The following is an 18,555-nucleotide window of genomic DNA, read 5'->3' on the forward strand; positions in this document are numbered from 1 at the left end:
CTAGTGACATAATACTATTGCGTGCTATCAGATAGCGCTAAGCAGTGATTTACGCCTCGTAGTATGTCCAAAAAAAATGCTGTCATATAACCAATGACAGCACTTTCTAACCATGATCTAACCAATCATCATCAATCAATTTTTACAATTTCGGAGGCTCCTGAAAGTCTTTTGTATGTAATTTTAGCATTCCCCTTAAATTTTAAGGAACTAGCTCCAGAAGCTCTAATATCAATGGATTCGCTAATTGAAAGATTCGCTTCACTGGCACCAGACATTTCCAGTTTTGCGTTTTCCACTGCTAGATCAAAATCACGTATATCACTGCTACCGGATAGCTCGGCATCTAGGGAAGTTGCACTTCCGTAGATATCCAAACGAGAGGCTCCATTCAAATCTAGATTCAGACGGTCAACTGCCACTTCGCCTGTAAAATTTGAAGCTCCAGATAGTTCAATGCGCCCGTTAGGGTTATCCCAAAGATTGTCTAAGGTAATTTTTGAGGCTCCTGAAACATCGAAATTTGAAATATCTTTAGTGACGATGTAGGCGTTCAAAGTAGCATTCCCACGAACGTTGGTAAACTTTTTTAAACGGATAACTAATGAATTCCCCTCTCTTTTTACCACAATTCTGTCGTGAAGATTTTCATTGGCCTCTATTCGAATACTTTCTTCCGTATCTGAAAAAGTAACTGTTGTATTAAATGCGTTGGAAACTTCTAGGGTAGCATAATCAGGAATTGAATAGTCTAAAGAACTTACCGCATCCGATGCACGAATGGTATCGTGGTCACAGGAGGTTAAAAGTCCTATGGTCAGAACGAGTCCAAGTAAAATTGCTTTTGTTTTCATTTTGATTGATTTTATTGTGATTGATGTATAGTCTAAATATTATAAGCGCAATGGCTCCCATTTAAAATCTGTAGGGAACCATTCGGCTACGGTTCCATACTCAGAGAATTCTTCTAGAGATTCTTTTCTTAGAAAAACTTGTTCATTTTCATTAAACACATGCCTTGTTTGAATTGCAGCATGAAATAGATGCGTACTTTTTGTCTTATTCTTCATCTTGAATGTTCTTTTTATAACGGTTTCTTCCCAAATTAAAAACGCCCACCTTTATTCCAATTCCGGCTGAAAAACCATTGATACGTTCTACCGGACTCTCGAAAAGGTCAATTTTGTTTGAAAAACGGTATTTTACTCCTGCTTCTAATTGAAGATATCTGTTGATGTTGAAAAGTGCACTTACACCTGGTTCAAGTACGAAAAGTACAGCAATATCGTTTTCATCAAGATTAACTTCTTCCTCAGCTCGTATTAAATCACGATCTACATACCCAACAGCTCCTGCACCAATCAATAAGGGGAAAGAAAGATTTACTGCTTTTTTGCTAAAAAGGATGGGTTCTAAATGTAAACCTCCATAACCTCCAATTAGATCTTCGTTTTCCCTAGTCTGGGTGTTAAACACATTTTGTTCTGAATAGATGAATTTTCCAGCGAAACCCACTTCGAACTGCTGATTGGCTACATAGGCAATCTTGAGTCCCCCCATATAGGTGTCTTTGTTGTCAATTTCTCCATAGGCAAAATTGAGTCCGATGTACACCCCGTGTACCACATTATTGCGGTCGTTAAAGGTTACGTACTGGTCGGTAGTATTATCCTCTTGTGCAAACCCAAAGAAAGTTGTGAAGAGTAGTAAAAAGAAAAAACTATTTTTTTGGTTATTCATTTTCTTATATTTTGATTGACTACTTAGATAGACAATTGATTTCTTGAAAAGTTGCATATTCCCGTGTTAAATTTTAAATACATCTGCTAAATTCTTCGTTCGGGGTGATTTTTACATTGACTTTCATCAAGAAAGCCTACAGTTCTTTGAGCAGCACAACGCCCTTTTTTCCTTTGATTGAAATACGGCCCTTGGCATCGTTTCCGTAGGTTGCCGTGATTTCCCGCAGCTTCTTTCCTTTATCCAACATCTTAGAATCGATATTTTCGAAAGATTTCGGCAAACGTACAAGACCCTGTTCTATTGTGGCATCAAATCGATGCGAAAAATTGGTTACGTTTAGACTGATTTCAGATGATTCTTGCTCTATAGCGATATCTGCACTCGCATTGGTAATTTCCGCTACTCTAAACTCAGCTACTCTTAACGTCATGTCAGCTTCATCGGACAAACGATCCACTTCCAACGTGGTGAACTTTAAGTTGCCAAACATCGTATGCACCTCTTCAGCTGTGATTTCATCTTTATTTGCATATATTTCAAGTGAAGTGATGGCATTCAAGGTTATATCGCTGCCGCTACTGTTTAAGCGCAGACTTTTTGAATTGCTCATATCGAGCTCTCCATTTTTGATGTCGATACTTCCATAGCTAAGGTCTCTTGCACGGAGCTTACCGTAGCGCATTGTAATATCGGCCTTGTTTAGGTTTTCACCAATCCAAATATCACCATGCTCGACGAGACTCTTTAGTCTTCCAGACCATCCTTGAATAACAACATCGCCAAACGTATTAGTTAGCTTCAGTTCCGCCTTTGCAGGCATATAGATGGTGTAATCAATTTGAATATTACTTCGGTCATAGTCAAACGGATTTGCCTTTTCAAAAAAGTTTGCAAACCACCCACTACTTTTCTCCAAAATCTCATAACCTAAGGCAACGAAATCATCACCCTCCCGCATTATCGGTTGTATGCGTTTCAACAACTCCTCGGCATTGTCTTTTTTTCGATGGTTTACAGCAATTGATATTTCAACTGAAAGCTCATCTTTATCCCATCCATTGAGGGTGATACTGCCATATTTGTTTTCCAATTGCAACTCGCCAGCATTTGTCATCGCGTAGGTCTTTGTTATCTTCTTAGATACTTTTTCTTGTGCCGTAACGGACTGCCCGATAAGCAACACCAATGCCACTAAGAGTAGCTTTTTACAAAGTGTATCCATAATCATCATCATTTAATTTAGAATCGTTTATCTGTTTCAATAGCTTTTCGATCAGTTCAATACGTTGTTTGTAGTTAGAAACAATAGCCTCTAAGACCCGCTCATTGTCTAGATTGTTTTGCATTTCTAAACGCAATTGCTCGTATTCTATGTCTAGCTCATCCATAAAGGACAAAAACTCTGTTTTATCTTCTTCCGATAAGTTTGGATTACTCTGTACCAATTGTACTTGATAAGAAACCAAACCTTTATAGTGCATATCGATATCTAAAAGCTCTTTTGATGCATACTGGGTTTCTATCGATGAACCAGACCCAACAACTTGTAGTCCAATAAACCCAGCTATGCCTAATAAGAGCAATAGGGTAGCGGCTATGCGCAATTTTGGTGATTTCCAAAGGAGAATCACCTTTGATTTTTCAGCGTCCAGCTCTTGGGAGATATTTGCCCACATTTTCGAACGGTCTGCTTTGTGCTCGTCGAACTCCGAGGCGTTCTCTCGTATGTGTTTTTCAAAATTGTCCATTACAATGCTGTTATAATTTCTACTAGTTTTTTCTTTGCTCGGTGGTATTGTGATTTCGAAGTGGAATTGCTAATACCTAATACTTCACCAATCTCAATATGATCATAACCCTCTATCAGGTATAGATTGATAATTTGTTTATACCCTGCCGGTAGTTTCGCTATTCCCGCCTTCACTTTTTTGATATCAATGGCTTCTGTTTCCTCTGGCACCTCTTCTTTTAGATGAAATTCATGCACATCTATGGGTACAACGGGCAGCTCTTTTTTCTTTAAGTAGTTAATGCTTTTGTTGATAACGATACGTTTAAGCCAAGCTCCGAACGTACTTTCATAATTGAAGCTTGCAAGATTTTTAAAAGCCGAAACAAAACTCTCTTGAACGATATCTTCAGCATCTTCCTTATTGTTCAGCATACGCATGCCAATATTGTACATAGCATCTACATAGAGCTCGTATAGCTCGTATTGCGAGCTACGATGGCCAGCTTTGCACTTTTCTACAAGTGTCTTATGCGTAAAACGGATATCGGTTTCCAAAAAATTCAGTTGGGTTTTTACCTGCGCAACTACTTATCTTCATCTTTAAAGACAATACGAAGTTAGGATAGTTGCACGAGGGAAGAAAAAAATAAAAGGTACAGTGTCCATTAGTAAACTACCTGGTTCTTGTATTGGGCCAACCTGTTGATACTAGGAGTCTAAGCAAAAAGTATAGAAGCAAGCAGGTTTACGTTCTAAATCGTAAATTTGATATAAACGATTTAACATGAGGATACGAACCGATCTTTCTAGTGAATACATCAATGATAAAGACTATGAGGTGGCCAAGGTAGCCAATGCCCTTGCACATCCGCTGCGGGTAGCTTTAGTACGATATCTTGCTGAAAAGAATAATGGCAAAGGTGTAGACAATATTACGTGCAACAAAGACCTGGTAGCCATGTTCGATTACTCGCAATCTACCATATCGCAGCATGTGAAAATTTTGAAAGAGGCTGGGCTATTCCTCACCGAGAGCAAAGACAAGTTTACCTTCTACTATTTAAATGCCAGTCTGCTTAAGGACTTTGCAAATGCGTTAAGCATTTAAACCGGCATAGCACATTTAAAAAATATATAAAATGGACTTGTTTATATCAGGATTCTTTATAAATTCGTATATCGTTAATAAACGATCTAATAATTAATTCTTAAAGAAATCATGAAGAAGTTCCTTGTTCTTTTGCTTACAATTCAGGCAACCCACCTCTACTCACAATCAATTCATAGCTTAGAACCTGCTTCCAATCATTATAAGGCGCTTAAAGTATTGAGTGCAGAGCCCAATTCAGAAATGGCGAAACTTGATGGTATTCGCTATGCACCGAGTAAGTATAGCGCTGTGGCTTTGTTGTACACTATGGCGCAACCCGCATATTTAAAGCAAGACCAAATTGATGCGTTAAAGAATTCGGTACAATATCCTGCCAATAGCTCTGACCAGACAAGAGCTGAATTAGACTTTCTATTGAAGTGGCAAAAGGAACGAACTTTGGCTCAAGAGGAGCGTGCTGCACAAATCTTGGCTCCGGTAGGGTATTGGCCTCATATTGATGTCATGAAAAATCATCCTTCGTATGAAAAGAATCTAAAACACCTCTTTTTTGAAGGACGTGAGGTTCTTGGTGAGGCTTGTACTACAGAAAATTATCCAGCGACAGCACAATTGTTACGAGGTATTACCAAAGATATGCGCATTATGGAATTTACCACCAAATACCATTTGTTGCGACCGCGCCCATATGATTTAGAACCCGAACTAAAGCCTTTGGCAATTATGTCATCACCTTCATTTGCTAGTGGCCATACCTTGTGGGCTTATATTCATGCCTTCACTTGGAGTGAGTTGATCCCTTCAAAGCGAAAGGCGTTTTTAGAGCTAGCATATGAAATAGGAGAGTCGCGAGAAATCATGGGTATTCATTATCCCAGTGATGAAGAAGCCGCTCGTGTACTTGCACATCGTATGCTATCGGCCATGTGGTCCAACCCAGAATTTATAAGCGATTTAAAAGCGGCCCAGCTGGAGTGGGACAATCAAAAATGATGTGTTCTCTGCTGGCTTGGGGGTTAATTGCCTATAAATATTAGTATTCCGATGGTCAAAAGTACAAGCCACCCAGGATGTTTTCCTTTGGTTCCAACAAATACCAAGATTGATGTCAAGAACATGGTATAGGTAATTGGTTCAAGAAAAATAGTGTAGCTTTCTATATGCTGCGCCAGCGCAATCTGTATTACTATGCCTCCGATACACCAACCAAAGAGAGACGCCAAATGCCAAGTTGCCCATAGTATGCGTAAATGCCGTTCTTTTAGTTCGGTACTTTTTGACGGAACTAATTTTCCTTTCTCTCTTTTGTTTTTAAAAATCAGATACTCCCCAAGCGTTGAGTGCACAACCCCCAAGAGAATACATAAAATTCCTGCTATGAATAAATAGATGTTCATTGGTTAATTTTACGAGCTTTTCTGGTATTCCACATTCGCAATCCGAATACAAAAGAGCAGCCAATGAATATGGTCAGTGCCACAAAATGCAACCACTGAGGTTCAGCACCTTCAAAATCTCCTTTGACGCGGGCGACATAGGTCATGATCATCACAAAGGTGACATAGTAGAAGTAAGTAAGTTGCAGCGGTAGCTTTAACTGATGCAATTTAAAAGGAGCCCACACGATCATTAGGTATGCCAAGGCACCCCCGAGTAACTTGACAGGTATAAGCGGAATTTCATTAAGGAAAATATTGCTTGCCAAGAAGCCAAAGTGAATAAGATGCAGTACGGCAAAAACTATAATAAGATTACGAACTTCCATGTTTTCATTTAGAGATTTTGGAAATGCCATGGTATAGGCATAAAATGCCAAGAGAAAAACCGCAGCGGACAATCGACCCGAATAGCGAGCGGCATATCGAAAGGTTTCTTCTATTTCTGGATACAACAAATAACTGGCTATAAAAATGAATAGTTCCAGAACAATGCCAAAGCCAAGTAGTTTTGGTAGGGAAAGTGTCAAATGCCTATTTGCAATTTAGCGTTCATTATTTCGTACTTGCTACTTTGGCTGACTTTGCCAAATGATGTTCATAATCTTCCACTGTCCATTGACTTTGGCGAGATGAAACAAATCAATACCCCATTCGGCTGTTAGTTTACCCGTAGCAGTTTTATCATTGACTTCGTATACTTCAACTTTCTTAGGAGAGTCCTTTGTAACACGATCTCCTTTTTTGTTCCATGTGCCCGCTAAATCATAGAGCTGTTGGTAGGTCATGGGCAAATTGTCTCTATAGGTGTCGGCTTTGTCATCGTACCAGTACCCGATTTTACGCAAGGTCGAATCAACACTACGTTCTATTAATTCGGGTTTGACCTCATACAAGGCATTCACATAGTCTTCGAGGGCAGATTGTACCTTGGCTTTTTCATCTTGACCAAAGGCCGTAATAGAAAGAAGCAAGAGTAAGGTAAAAATATAGGAGTTTAATTTTTTCATGACAAAAGTGTTTTGATGATGAATTCTAAAATTAAGCATATTTTCAATACCATAATCGAATAACAGCTGTCAAACGCCTCCTAGTGTTTGAGGTCAAAGTTTTTTTATTATATCTTTAGTCCACAATCTCTTTTAGCAATAAAGTGCTATCATCAAAGAAATCACAATAAATAAAATCAATCAAAATGAAAACAAAAATCAGCATCTTAGTTATAGTCGCCGGATTGCTATACGGCTTTACGAAATATGAATCATCAGGGCAGTCTAAAATCGAAGAAGGCATGGTTAAAGTAGCCATCTTTTACCCCAACGGGGAGGGCAACACCTTCGATATGGAGTATTATACCAATAAACACATGCCTATGGCGGCAGGTTTGTTTGGAGATCAATTAAAGGCCATGGTTATTGATAAGGGACTTGGTGGTGGTGCGCCTGATTCTGCTGCCCCATATGTGGCGATCGGGTATTTTTATTTTGCAGACATGCCCACTTGTCAAAGTGCAATGGGTACCCATTCGGGGGCACTTAGAGCTGATGTGCCCAACTATACAAATATTCAACCTGTGCTTCAAATTAGTGAAGTGGTTAGTGCGGATTAGCCGTATTTTGGTTTGTCTAAGTTTGTAGTGGAAACAGTCTGAAGTAGCGTCACTTACAAGGCCTAGGTAACGCTAATTGCGTAAGGTTTTTCCTAAGGAAAATTCACAGCAATTAATTATAGTTTTGATTATGTGTATTTTTTAAATAAAACTGATATCCAATTATTCCTATTATACCACAGAAAACTACAAAAAAGAACCAATTGCTTTTTGCCCAGTCTAATTTGCCATATATAACTTTATTATCTAATCGGATTTCGATTGGGTCTGTACGTGAATTCTCAATATCCAATCGTACCTTCATATATTTGTCGATGGCGTTGGAGTCTTGAAACGCACCCCAATATTTTTCGAAATCACTCGTCAGGTAGTATTTCTTTTTGGTACGGTCAATAGTTTCAAGCACTAATCGACTTTTTTCCACATATCCGTACCCCTTGATGCGCTTTGCTCTATAGGTATCTAGATATACGTTTCTTAAAGTTCCAGATTCATATGTTAAGTTAGTATTGCTAGTCAATAGGTTGGGCAGATAGTAGAAAAGTAATAACCCTATCCCTGCAATTACAATAAAATACAATCTGAAATTTTTCAATTTTATCTATTAAATAGAACAATAGAATAAACACACAGGTGTGTTTATTCTATTTATTGGGATACTCAAATGTAGTATTTCAATTATGCTAGAAAAAGCCTACTTATTAACAGTTATTCACATTCAAGCTGTTTTAGATTCTTACATATAATCAAAGTACGTTTTCTTAACCAAAGTCAACCAATCACACTGCCTTGCTACCATAGCTTTGTCCTGATAGACATTGCCAAAATTTTCTTAATTGTTGGTTAGCGTGCAACCACCAATTTTTTCCCTTGTCTCTAGAAGCACAACCCGCCTGCCACAGGAGCAGGTTTAAACATCAATCTCTAAACGACAATAAATGATTTTAAAAAAAAACTTTAAAAAGGCTTTGGCTATTTGCAGTTGGCTTTTCTTTTTACTTCTAAGTTCAACTGCACTAGCGCAGAGCTACACCCTGAATGGTACTATAACCGACAAAAGCAATGGCGAAACTCTTTTTGGAGCTTCGGTATTTTTAAAGGGTACAACCATAGGGGTCATTACCAATGAATATGGCTTTTATTCGATAACGGCACCAGAGGGCAACTATACCCTGACGATTTCCTATTTAGGTTATTCAGAAATCAGTCAGGAGGTTGCCCTTACCGCGAATCAAAAACTAGATTTCGAAATCGCGGCGGTCTCTACCCAACTAGAAGAAGTGGTCGTTACTGCAGAAGAACCGGAACGGGCGATTCTCAAAAAACCTGAAATGAGTACCGTCAAATTGAATATTGCCACCGTAAAACAAATGCCAGTGGTTTTGGGAGAGGTAGATATTTTAAAGTCCCTACAAATGCTACCTGGTGTTACGAACAATGGCGAAGGAACCGGAGGTTTTCATGTTCGAGGTGGAGCACAAGACCAGAATTTGGTATTACTTGATGAAGCCATTATTTACAACACCTCACATATGTTTGGCTTCTTTTCAGTCTTTAATGCCGATGCCATTAAAGATGTAAAGCTTTATAAGGGAGGAATCCCAGCACGTTTTGGAGGTCGGGTATCGTCGGTACTTGACGTACGTCAAAAAGATGGTAACAATAAAAAATTCGCCTTAACCGGTGGTTTGGGTATCATTTCAAGTCGCCTTACCGCGGAGGCCCCACTATTTAATGACAAGGGTTCCTTTTTAATAGCTGGTCGGCGTTCGTATGCTGATTTGATTTTAAAGGCAGCAGGCGAAAAGAACAGTGCTAGTTTTTACGATTTAAACCTGAAGACCAATTATGCGCTAAACGCTAACAACAAACTTTTCCTCTCCGGTTACTTTGGTCGTGATAATTTCGATATCGGCGGTAGTTTTGGTGCCAGTTATGGCAACTCCTCCGGCAATTTGCGTTGGAACCATATTTTTAATGAACGACTTTTTTCTAATTTGTCGGTTATCGTGAGTAAGTATGATTATAAGCTTGATCTCAGTGTAGCACAATTCGATTGGTTATCCTCTATCAATAATTACAACCTCAAATACGATCTGAAATACTATTTCAGTGACAAGTTTAAATTAGATTTTGGTGCGAGTGGTATTTACTATGATTTTGATCCTGGGCAGATTCGCCCCACTTCGGAGACTTCTGCAGTAAACCCTTTAAAGCTTGACCGCAAAAAGGCATTTGAAAGTGGAGTGTACCTGAGTGCAGAACACAAATTGACCTCAAAGCTAACCGCTCAATACGGACTGCGCTACAGTGCTTTCTCTCGCCTAGGGGGACAAGCCTTAACAGATTATGCCAACAATCAGCCCGTGGTGTATAATCCCATTTTGGGCATTTACGAGCGTGGAACGGCAGTTGGTGAAACCAATTACGAAAAGGGAAAAGCAATCGAGACTTTCGGTAATTTCGAACCTCGCATTGCGTTAGCATATGAATTGAATGCGGTTTCTTCTATAAAAGCGGGCTTCTCTAGAGCTGCTCAATACATACATTTGCTAAGCAACACCTCTTCAGCTACTCCCTTAGACGTCTGGACACCCAGTGGAAAGTTTGTCCAACCACAGTTGTCGAATCAATATGCATTAGGGTATTTTAGAAACTTTTCAGAAAAGGTCTATTCTTTAGAAGTCGAAGCCTATTACAAAACGACAGACAATCGTATCGATTATATTGATGGCTCTGATTTAATTGGCCAGAATACTATTGAAACTGAAATTTTAAATGGGGAATCTAGGGCATATGGACTCGAATTCCTACTCCGAAAAAACGAAGGTAAACTTACTGGCTGGGTTGCCTATACCTTATCTAAATCAGAACAACGAACCCCCGGTGGCGCTGCAGGTGGATTGGGTATTAATAATGGGAACTGGTATAATACGCCTTATGATCGTACGCATGATATTTCTATCTCTGGGGCGTATCGTTTGAATGATAAACTGAGTTTTGGAGCGAATCTCGTTTTCCAAACGGGGAGGCCAGTTACCTATCCTAATGGACAGTATGAGTATGAGGGAATTTCAGTAGCAAGTTATGCGGATAGAAATTCTGACCGCTTACCAGCCTATCATCGTTTAGATCTTTCACTCAATTACAAACCGAATCGAAAACCGAACAGTCGATTGAAAGGGGAGTGGGTGTTAGGTATCTACAATGCTTACAGTAGAAAAAATGCAGCGTCAATATCCTTTGGTCAAAATGTTGAAACCGGAGCCAATGAAGCCACTCGAACTGCCATTTTCGGCATCGTACCCTCATTGACCTATAATTTTAAGTTTTAAATGATGATGAAAGAGAAACAAGAAACAAGCTTTGAGAATCACAATGCAAGACAGAAAAGCGAAGAAACGAGAGACGTATTGACTCTTGGTTCTAGTAAGGCAACTGCCGTACATCCTTACCTATTACTTAAATCAATCACTATGAAAAACATAATAAGATCAATAGTACTACTTATATTACTATCGACAACCTCTTGCGAAGATGTTATCGATGTACCCGTACAAACCGCTCCCACAAGACTCGTGGTAGAAGCTTCCTTAGACTGGGAGAAAGGCACTGCTGGAAACGAGCAAACGATCCAGTTGCGTAATTCCACTGCTTTCTTCGATACCTCTAGTAATACTGCGGTTACCGGGGCTTCTGTAAAAGTAACCAATGATACCAGCGGTGCAGAATTCGTTTTTGCTGACCAGAATAATGGTACATATCTTACGTCAAACTTTGTTCCTATACTTGGGCAATCGTATACTTTGGAAATTATCTATAACGGAGAAACGTATAATGCAACGGAAACACTTAATGCCGTGCCCGAAATTACCGATATTTTCCAGGATGTTGAAGATGGTTTTGACGATGAGATATTGGAAGCACATATTGTTTTTACCGACCCTCCAGAAGAAGGGAATTATTACTTTTTTAAATTCCAAAAACTAGGTGAACTACTCCCAGATTTTGAGGTGGGCGATGATGAATTCGTTAATGGGAACGAAGTCGATTGGTGGTATGAAATCGAGGAAGCCGATGACGAAAATGATGTGAGGCAGCCCTTTGCAGCTGGAGATGTATTGGCAATTGAAATGTATGCTATTTCTGAGGGTTACAACAATTATATCAGCATTCTAATCGACCAAATTGGGGGTGTGGGACTATTCGAAGCTACCCCGGTATCTGTTAAAGGAAATTGTTTCAATCTTACGAATCCAGAGAACTTTGCCCATGGATATTTTCGACTAACTGAGGTTAATAAAATGAGTTATACTTTTGAGTAAGGTTAAAAAGTGCGAGGTACAAGATACGAAGCATACGTACTTTGTACCTCAAACGTCACCTAATCTTGCATCGTCTGGGCAGTAAGCTCATCGAGTTCGGTAACCAGATCTAAGGAGCTTAAATACACCTTTTTGCTATAATAACGTCCCTTGTCCCAATCGTAAGGGTCTGCGGCAGATTCTAAGTTGTTAATAGCATCTTCGACCTGTTCAGTTAAGATACCGCATCCACAGTTATTGAGGTTCTCTAAAACACGCTGATACGCTGCCAAGGCTTTCTTAGCAAAATAGCGTTGGTCATCGTAGTTTCTTGCCTTAAAAGCCTTTTTAGAATGCATAACGCCATAGGTAGCATTGTTATACATAAGGTCGCAATTTTCTGATGTGTCAAACGAGAATAGAAAAAAGATCAGGAATGGTAAAACGATAAGCTTTTTCACTGGTAATATGGTTTGGGTTAATACTAGAACGAAAAAAAAGTACCGTGTAGTATGATAATATGTTGATTATAAGAATTTTGTATAATTTATTCCCTACTTATATGTACACGCAAAACCAGCCCTTTGACCTTTTTAATCGCAACTGATCACGCTAGGTGCTATGCTCGAAATGGCAGCATCTTTGGTCATGGAGTCATTAAAAAGTACGAATTTATCAATTCCATGACCTGATGACCTTGCAGATATCTCCATAAGATAAATTCCCGGATTAGCGAATTGAACAAAAATGTTATGTGCGTTATTGTCGAAAGTCGACGATTGCCATTTAAAATCAAGGTCATTACCACTTCTATAGATTTTAAACCAACCATCGGAAGAAGCTCCTTCAGGATTAGGAGTTTTGCCAGTGCCCTTTGGATATACCGTACTACTGCCGTTGTTATTTTGGCCGTAGAAGTCATCAGCATCAGCAAAGCGCAACCAGGTATCATTGTGGTCTGTTCCGCTGTTACCTGTTCTTACTGCAGAATACCAAATAAATTGATAGACTCCAGTATTTGCTATTTTTATTTTGAAAGTTGCGGTGCCGGTACCGGGATTACTCAAATTTTGAGACCCTTCCCAAATCATATAACCTGTGCCAGTATGTAAGTACCCATCCTGTTTAAGTTTCCAATCTTCTGAAAATTCTGCATTTTCAAACTCTACGAATACCAAACCCTCTTTTTCATTAAATATATAATCTAATGGATCTGTACATGCAGTGCTCTCTGGGCTATTTTCTTCAGTGGTCTCTTCTTCTGTTTCATTTTCCTGTTCTTGGGCAGTCTCTGTTTCTGAATTTGTCAAAATACTGGTATCCTTACTACAGGAGTACACAGAAGCTATAAAGAGAAAATAGAACAAAAGGGCACTTAGTTTAGAAGGCATAGTTGTCATAAGGGCATGAATTTGCTTGTGGGCTTACAAACAGAACCGAGTAATTACAACTATATTGGAACAAATGACTGAATTTCGATGTAATACCGAATTTTTTACCTACATATTAGCAAGTCTAATTCTTTTTCATTGGGAATAGCTTAAAAAAAGTAAGGCTTCTCCATAACCATTCTAAGGGTCCGTATTTGAAGTGTTGTAACCAGATTTTGCTTACCCAAACCTGCACTATTATCAACGCTAAGGCAATCAAAAAGGTGTATACATTTTGAAGTTCTCCAAGATATCCAAGTCCCCAACCATATAACAAGGCTGTACCCACAATGCTTTGCAATACATAATTGGTAAGCGCCATTCTACCATATGGGGCTAATTTAGATAACCATTTTTCGAGTTTCACCTTTCGATATAGCATGGCAAATAGTGAAATATAAATCAGGGTCATGGCCAAGTTAGCCATATCCATGCCAGACAATCCTATCATTGAGATCCAATTGTTCATTTTAACCTCGGGCCCCAAACTTATAAAGGCGGCTGCGGTAATACCCATAGCAACCACAAACAAGATACTAGACCAAATAAGGGCTTTTTTAGTGAATTTTTTCGCTTCTCGAAACTGTGTAAAAAAGCCAGTACGCCCCACATATAAACCAATCAAAAAGAAGGCAAAAGTAAAATAGCCGCGCCCGAAAATACCGTATTGAAAGTTCATTTTATCGAGATGGCCTTGCCAAGCATTAGTGGAAAAAACATCTGTAATGCCTCCGTTCTTGAGAGTGTTGTAATATTCTTGTACCGAAGGCGCTTCCATATCCATGGGGTCTACATCTAAAAAAAGATGTTCTCCCTGGGTAAAAAAGAAGATGATGTATCGGCCAAGCCCTAGAAACAATACTATCGAAAAGCCCAGCACCCATCTATTGTTTAAGGAATAAAACGGAATGAGAAATAAGCCAAGGATGGCGTAAATGGTAAGAATATCACCGCGATAAAACAGACTATGCACATAGCCAATACCGAGAAGGAGCAGCAAACGCCAAAGGAATCTTCCGCCATAGGCAACTCCCTTTTTTGCAGCGTTATCCATTTGAATAAAAAAACTGAGTCCGAATAAAAAGGAAAACAAGGCAATGAATTTCCCTCGAAGAAAAAAGCCAATAAGTCCATCTATGATTTGATTGCCTATTCCGGTACTAACCGCTTCGTAATGGCTCGGGGGTGCCCCGGCGCCAATATACTGCTCTACCATATGGCAGATTAATATTCCGGCAAGTGCGAAACCGCGTAGCGCATCGATGATTTCAATTCTGGGTGATTTTGTAGAAGACATGATTTGATTGATGATTGATGATTGATTGATGAATAAGACTATTTTGATTACAAGAAAGTTACAAAATAATGGTACTAATTCTCTTTTTACCGTCATTTTGATAATTCAACACGAACTCCTATCGTTCAGAACAGCAAAAATGGAACACCTCATGCCGCCAGCTTCGATTCACCACCAGACCACGAAGAATTTTTCGAATTCCGTTTCCGACCTTCTCATCCACACCATCGGAGAATTTTCTTTAAGCATCTGTAGATTTATATCCAAGAGGGTTTCAAAATGAGGCATCCAAGAGACCGCCTTATGAGGTTCAATTACCCATTGCGATTTATTAGGAATGTAGTATTGATATGCTTTAAACCCACTAGATTGAAATCGTTCAAATCGCAACCAGTAACCCGAAATGCAATCTGTATTCAAAGGACGAATGCGGATAGGATTACTTTTATAGGGCTCAAATAGTTGTGCTTTATAACAGGCTTGATGCGTTAATTTATTAGAATTTATATCATTACTATACAGTGCTTTAGATCCCTCTTTCGAATGTAATAATTCAAACTGTTTATTCTTTATTTTTTCCATTTTTGTAAAAAACATATCACGTCTGTTGGGTCCGATTAGCTGATGTACAGGCTCTGAGATTTCAGGGTTAATGATATAAAACTTATACGTTAATTCAATATGGATGAGCTGTGTAGTTTGTACATCCTTGAGGATAAAATCAATTTCGCCAACTGTTCGATTTCCCCTTTTTACCGGAAGATTATGCAATAGTATTTCATAAGCAGAGCAATAGTCGATAAGTTGTTTGAACAGCTGTTCCATCTGATGCCCCAATCGTATTGTAGAAGGAATTTCACGCGGTTGAAACGCAACCAAATCGATTTCAGGAAACTCGAATTGTGAGATACCAAACTGTTTGTTGCTCCAAAGAGACGGAGTGTTTAGGAAACCAGCAACTTGTTTGTAAAGATGTTCTTGCACCATGGTAATCACGAATTTACGGCAATACGATCTAGTGTTGAAGCTTAAAGAGAAATTTGTCGTTTGTGTATTACTTAAGCGTTAAGTTTTCTATAAAAGCCCATAACACTTTTGTTAAAAGCCGTATTTTTATAGTATGGCTATGAATACAAGAAAAGGATTCCGATTCTCTACATACGAGGCTCCGGAGCAAACTCCCTTCGATAAACTTTTCGACATATTTCAGGAGCTCATCACACATACTTCGGGTGATTTTGATGAGGCTATTGACTGGCTACGCGAACTAGATAAGGAATATGAGTTAACTGACGATGACTATACCATAGATGATTTTATCGAAGATTTGAAGGCAAAAGGATACATTCGCGAAGAGTTCGAAGATGGGGGTGGAGAAATGGGCGAGGAGGGACAAGTTGGGGAAGACGGTACAGGTAACGGAACGATTTCCATTACGGCCAAAATGGAACGTATTATACGCCAAAGGGCTCTGGATCAGATTTTCGGAAAACTGAAGCGCAGTGGCGCTGGAAACCATAAAACGGGTAAATCAGGGCAGGGCGATGAACATACAGGAGATTTTAGGGAGTATCGATATGGTGATGGATTAGAGCATATCTCGATGACCGAAAGTTTGAAAAATGCCCAAATCAATCACGGGGTCGGAAGCTTTAATCTTACTGAGGAAGATTTAGTAGTTGAAGACACCCAACACAAGGCTCAAATGAGCACGGTGCTGATGATTGATATTAGCCATAGCATGATTTTGTATGGTGAAGATAGAATTACACCAGCAAAAAAGGTAGCCATGGCCCTGGCGGAATTGATAACTACCCGCTACCCGAAGGATACGCTCGATATTCTGGTCTTTGGTAATGATGCTTGGCCAATTCCGATTAAAGAGCTACCCTATTTGAAAGTAGGTCCGTATCATACGAATACGGTTGCCGGATTGCAGTTGGCTATGGATATGCTTCGCCGAAAACGCAATACCAATAAACAGATTTTTATGATTACCGATGGAAAGCCCAGTTGTTTAAGGCTCCCCGATGGAAACTACTATAAAAACAGTGTGGGTCTTGATGATTACATTGTTGAGAAGTGCTACAATATGGCACGTCAGGCGAGAAAACTGCATATTCCCATAACCACTTTTATGATTGCCCAAGATCCGTACCTAATGCAATTTGTGCGGCATTTTACAGAAGCCAATAAGGGCAAAGCATTTTTTACCGGATTAAAGGGATTAGGAGAAATGATTTTTGAGGATTACGAAAATAACAGAAGAAAAAGATTAAAATAGTTTAGAAGAATCAAGATGCTGGCATCGAGAAAGAATGAATAAAACCCTTTACTCGTATGACTAGTATCTTGCACCCATTTTAATACATATGAAATTGAACCACAAAGAAATCTCCACCTTGGGAGAATTGAAAAAAGCAGGTTACCAAACCAAAAGTATCAAAGACGAACTTAGGAACAACCTTAGGGAGCGTATTGCAAAAGGAGAAACGTCCTTTACCGGAGTTTGGGGCTACGAAAATTCGGTAATACCAGAATTGGAAAGAGCAATTCTTTCCCGACACAATATTAACCTATTGGGACTACGGGGACAGGCGAAAACTCGACTTGCACGTTTGATGGTAAATCTTTTGGATGAGTGGATTCCGGTGGTCGAAGGATCTGAAATCAATGATGATCCCTTGAAACCCATGTCGCGTTATGCGATGGAATTGATTAAAGAAAAAGGAGATCAAACCCCCATTACTTGGTTACACCGAGACAATCGCTTTTATGAGAAACTAGCCACTCCTGATGTCACTGTGGCCGATTTAATTGGCGACGTTGACCCTATAAAAGCAGCAAATCTAAAATTATCATATGCCGATGATCGTGTCATCCATTTCGGAATGATACCGCGTGCAAATCGTTGTATTTTTGTTATTAATGAATTGCCCGATTTACAAGCACGAATTCAAGTATCACTGTTCAATATATTAGAGGAAGGCGATATTCAAATTCGTGGATTCAAGTTGCGCCTTCCGCTTGATTTGCAATTTGTTTTTACAGCTAACCCCGAAGACTATACGAACAGAGGAAGCATTGTAACGCCTTTAAAAGATAGAATCGGCTCACAAATTTTGACACATTATCCAGATAATATCGAAATAGCCCGCAAGATTACGGAGCAGGAGGCTAATCTTGACCTCAGACAGTCAGATGCTATTTATGTACCAGATGTCGCAAAAGATTTGCTAGAGCAAATTAGTTTTGAAGCCAGAAATAGCGAATACGTAGATACCAAAAGTGGAGTAAGTGCACGAACAAGTATTACCGCCTTCGAGAATTTGTTGAGTACCGCAGAACGGAGAGCACTTTTATCTGGCGCCAATTCAACTATGGTGCGTTTAAGTGATTTCTTGGGAGTGATTCCAGCAATTACGGGTAAAATCGAGTTGGTGTATGAAGGCGAGCAGGAAGGAGCCGATGGTGTAGCAGCCATATTGATAGATGATGCTGTGAAATCACTATTTCCTCGCTTTTTTCCGAAAATTAATAAGCTCGAACGCAAAGATGCCGAAACGCCATATGATGAACTCTTGCATTGGTTCTTTCAAGGTGAAGGCTTCGAGTTGTTAGACGATTTTACTGATGAAGAATACAAAAGAACGCTTGATAGTATACCCGAATTAAATCAGTTGCTTAAAGATCATCAACCCGATTTTCCAAACGATGATGTCTATTTCTTGAAGGAAATCGTGTTATGGGGATTGGTTGCCCATAAAAAATTGAGCAAAAATAGATTCTCGGAAGGTTATCTGTTTAAAGACCTTTATGGAAGTTTTATAAGTGGATTATAATGAAAAAAACCCCTGTATTAAACAGGGGCTTTCTTTTTCATAGCTTCAATT

Annotated in this window: 21 protein-coding genes; 7 read left to right on the forward strand and 14 right to left on the reverse strand. The window is 39.3% G+C overall.

From position 1 onward, the window contains the following. Window positions 1-131: 131 nt before the first annotated feature. The 6 genes from ABJN95_RS11930 to ABJN95_RS11955 all read right to left on the reverse strand — a co-directional run bounded on the left by ABJN95_RS11930 (window position 132) and on the right by ABJN95_RS11955 (window position 4,030). Window positions 132-854 (reverse strand): head GIN domain-containing protein, encoded by a 723-nt coding sequence (locus ABJN95_RS11930; RefSeq protein ID WP_348370630.1) that lies wholly within the window; start codon window positions 852-854, stop codon window positions 132-134. Window positions 855-893: 39 nt separating this feature from the next. Continuing rightward, window positions 894-1,070 (reverse strand): hypothetical protein, encoded by a 177-nt coding sequence (locus tag ABJN95_RS11935; protein WP_348370631.1) that lies wholly within the window; start codon window positions 1,068-1,070, stop codon window positions 894-896. Further along, entirely contained in the window at window positions 1,060-1,740 is a 681-nt protein-coding gene (locus ABJN95_RS11940) for a hypothetical protein (protein ID WP_348370632.1), read from the reverse strand. Before ABJN95_RS11940 ends, ABJN95_RS11935 begins: the two co-directional genes overlap by 11 nt. 136 nt (window positions 1,741-1,876) lie before the next feature. Continuing rightward, window positions 1,877-2,965 (reverse strand): hypothetical protein, encoded by a 1,089-nt coding sequence (locus ABJN95_RS11945; RefSeq protein WP_348370633.1) that lies wholly within the window; start codon window positions 2,963-2,965, stop codon window positions 1,877-1,879. After that, window positions 2,949-3,491 (reverse strand): hypothetical protein, encoded by a 543-nt coding sequence (locus ABJN95_RS11950; protein WP_348370634.1) that lies wholly within the window; start codon window positions 3,489-3,491, stop codon window positions 2,949-2,951. Before ABJN95_RS11950 ends, ABJN95_RS11945 begins: the two co-directional genes overlap by 17 nt. Continuing rightward, entirely contained in the window at window positions 3,491-4,030 is a 540-nt protein-coding gene (locus tag ABJN95_RS11955) for an RNA polymerase sigma factor (protein ID WP_348370635.1), read from the reverse strand. Before ABJN95_RS11955 ends, ABJN95_RS11950 begins: the two co-directional genes overlap by 1 nt. A 229-nt stretch (window positions 4,031-4,259) precedes the next feature. Here ABJN95_RS11955 and ABJN95_RS11960 point away from each other — a divergent pair, with 229 nt between their 5' ends. Then, on the forward strand, window positions 4,260-4,583 hold the full coding sequence (locus ABJN95_RS11960) for a metalloregulator ArsR/SmtB family transcription factor (protein WP_348370636.1): 324 nt from the start codon (window positions 4,260-4,262) through the stop codon (window positions 4,581-4,583). A 111-nt stretch (window positions 4,584-4,694) separates the two neighbouring features. Continuing rightward, on the forward strand, window positions 4,695-5,579 hold the full coding sequence (locus ABJN95_RS11965; RefSeq protein WP_348370637.1) for a phosphatase PAP2 family protein: 885 nt from the start codon (window positions 4,695-4,697) through the stop codon (window positions 5,577-5,579). 23 nt (window positions 5,580-5,602) lie between these two features. Here ABJN95_RS11965 and ABJN95_RS11970 read toward each other — a convergent pair whose 3' ends face one another. From ABJN95_RS11970 to ABJN95_RS11980, 3 genes are read right to left on the reverse strand one after another with little or no spacing between them, the layout of a single operon-like run. Next, complete coding sequence (locus tag ABJN95_RS11970; protein WP_348370638.1) at window positions 5,603-5,983, reverse strand: hypothetical protein; 381 nt, start codon at window positions 5,981-5,983, stop codon at window positions 5,603-5,605. After that, window positions 5,980-6,552 carry a hypothetical protein gene (locus ABJN95_RS11975; protein ID WP_348370639.1) on the reverse strand — a complete coding sequence of 191 codons (573 nt, stop codon included), beginning with the start codon at window positions 6,550-6,552 and terminating at the stop codon, window positions 5,980-5,982. Before ABJN95_RS11975 ends, ABJN95_RS11970 begins: the two co-directional genes overlap by 4 nt. Before the next feature lie 39 nt (window positions 6,553-6,591). After that, window positions 6,592-7,032, reverse strand: coding sequence for a nuclear transport factor 2 family protein (locus ABJN95_RS11980; protein ID WP_348370640.1), 441 nt, complete (start codon window positions 7,030-7,032; stop codon window positions 6,592-6,594). A 185-nt stretch (window positions 7,033-7,217) separates the two neighbouring features. On the opposite strand from ABJN95_RS11980, the gene ABJN95_RS11985 reads away from it, so the two are divergent. After that, on the forward strand, window positions 7,218-7,631 hold the full coding sequence (locus tag ABJN95_RS11985; RefSeq protein WP_348370641.1) for an EthD family reductase: 414 nt from the start codon (window positions 7,218-7,220) through the stop codon (window positions 7,629-7,631). Window positions 7,632-7,743: 112 nt separating this feature from the next. On the opposite strand, the gene ABJN95_RS11990 is transcribed toward ABJN95_RS11985, so the two are convergent. Beyond that, window positions 7,744-8,226, reverse strand: coding sequence for a hypothetical protein (locus tag ABJN95_RS11990; RefSeq protein WP_348370642.1), 483 nt, complete (start codon window positions 8,224-8,226; stop codon window positions 7,744-7,746). A gap of 343 nt (window positions 8,227-8,569) precedes the next feature. On the opposite strand from ABJN95_RS11990, the gene ABJN95_RS11995 reads away from it, so the two are divergent. Together ABJN95_RS11995 and ABJN95_RS12000 are read left to right on the forward strand one after the other, a co-directional pair. Next, window positions 8,570-10,966 carry a TonB-dependent receptor gene (locus tag ABJN95_RS11995; protein WP_348370643.1) on the forward strand — a complete coding sequence of 799 codons (2,397 nt, stop codon included), beginning with the start codon at window positions 8,570-8,572 and terminating at the stop codon, window positions 10,964-10,966. 141 nt (window positions 10,967-11,107) lie between these two features. After that, the gene (locus tag ABJN95_RS12000) at window positions 11,108-11,956 is read left to right on the forward strand and encodes a DUF4249 domain-containing protein (protein WP_348370644.1); all 849 of its coding nucleotides are present in this window, start codon (window positions 11,108-11,110) and stop codon (window positions 11,954-11,956) included. A gap of 59 nt (window positions 11,957-12,015) precedes the next feature. On the opposite strand, the gene ABJN95_RS12005 is transcribed toward ABJN95_RS12000, so the two are convergent. From ABJN95_RS12005 to ABJN95_RS12020, 4 genes are all read right to left on the reverse strand, one after another. Further along, window positions 12,016-12,321, reverse strand: a complete 306-nt coding sequence (locus tag ABJN95_RS12005; RefSeq protein WP_348370645.1) for a hypothetical protein — start codon at window positions 12,319-12,321, stop codon at window positions 12,016-12,018. 207 nt (window positions 12,322-12,528) lie between these two features. Continuing rightward, window positions 12,529-13,335 carry a hypothetical protein gene (locus tag ABJN95_RS12010; protein ID WP_348370646.1) on the reverse strand — a complete coding sequence of 269 codons (807 nt, stop codon included), beginning with the start codon at window positions 13,333-13,335 and terminating at the stop codon, window positions 12,529-12,531. A 115-nt stretch (window positions 13,336-13,450) separates the two neighbouring features. Further along, entirely contained in the window at window positions 13,451-14,662 is a 1,212-nt protein-coding gene (locus ABJN95_RS12015) for a DUF418 domain-containing protein (RefSeq protein WP_348370647.1), read from the reverse strand. A 168-nt stretch (window positions 14,663-14,830) separates the two neighbouring features. Beyond that, on the reverse strand, window positions 14,831-15,649 hold the full coding sequence (locus ABJN95_RS12020) for a DUF1853 family protein (protein WP_348370648.1): 819 nt from the start codon (window positions 15,647-15,649) through the stop codon (window positions 14,831-14,833). Window positions 15,650-15,782: 133 nt separating this feature from the next. Between ABJN95_RS12020 and ABJN95_RS12025 the strand changes: the two genes are divergently transcribed. Continuing rightward, complete coding sequence (locus ABJN95_RS12025; RefSeq protein WP_348370649.1) at window positions 15,783-16,946, forward strand: VWA domain-containing protein; 1,164 nt, start codon at window positions 15,783-15,785, stop codon at window positions 16,944-16,946. A gap of 88 nt (window positions 16,947-17,034) precedes the next feature. Continuing rightward, entirely contained in the window at window positions 17,035-18,504 is a 1,470-nt protein-coding gene (locus ABJN95_RS12030) for a magnesium chelatase (protein WP_348370650.1), read from the forward strand. The last annotated feature ends 51 nt before the right edge of the window (window positions 18,505-18,555 follow it).

It is taken from the genome of Maribacter sp. (genome assembly GCF_039974175.1).
Lineage (GTDB): Bacteria > Bacteroidota > Bacteroidia > Flavobacteriales > Flavobacteriaceae > Maribacter_C.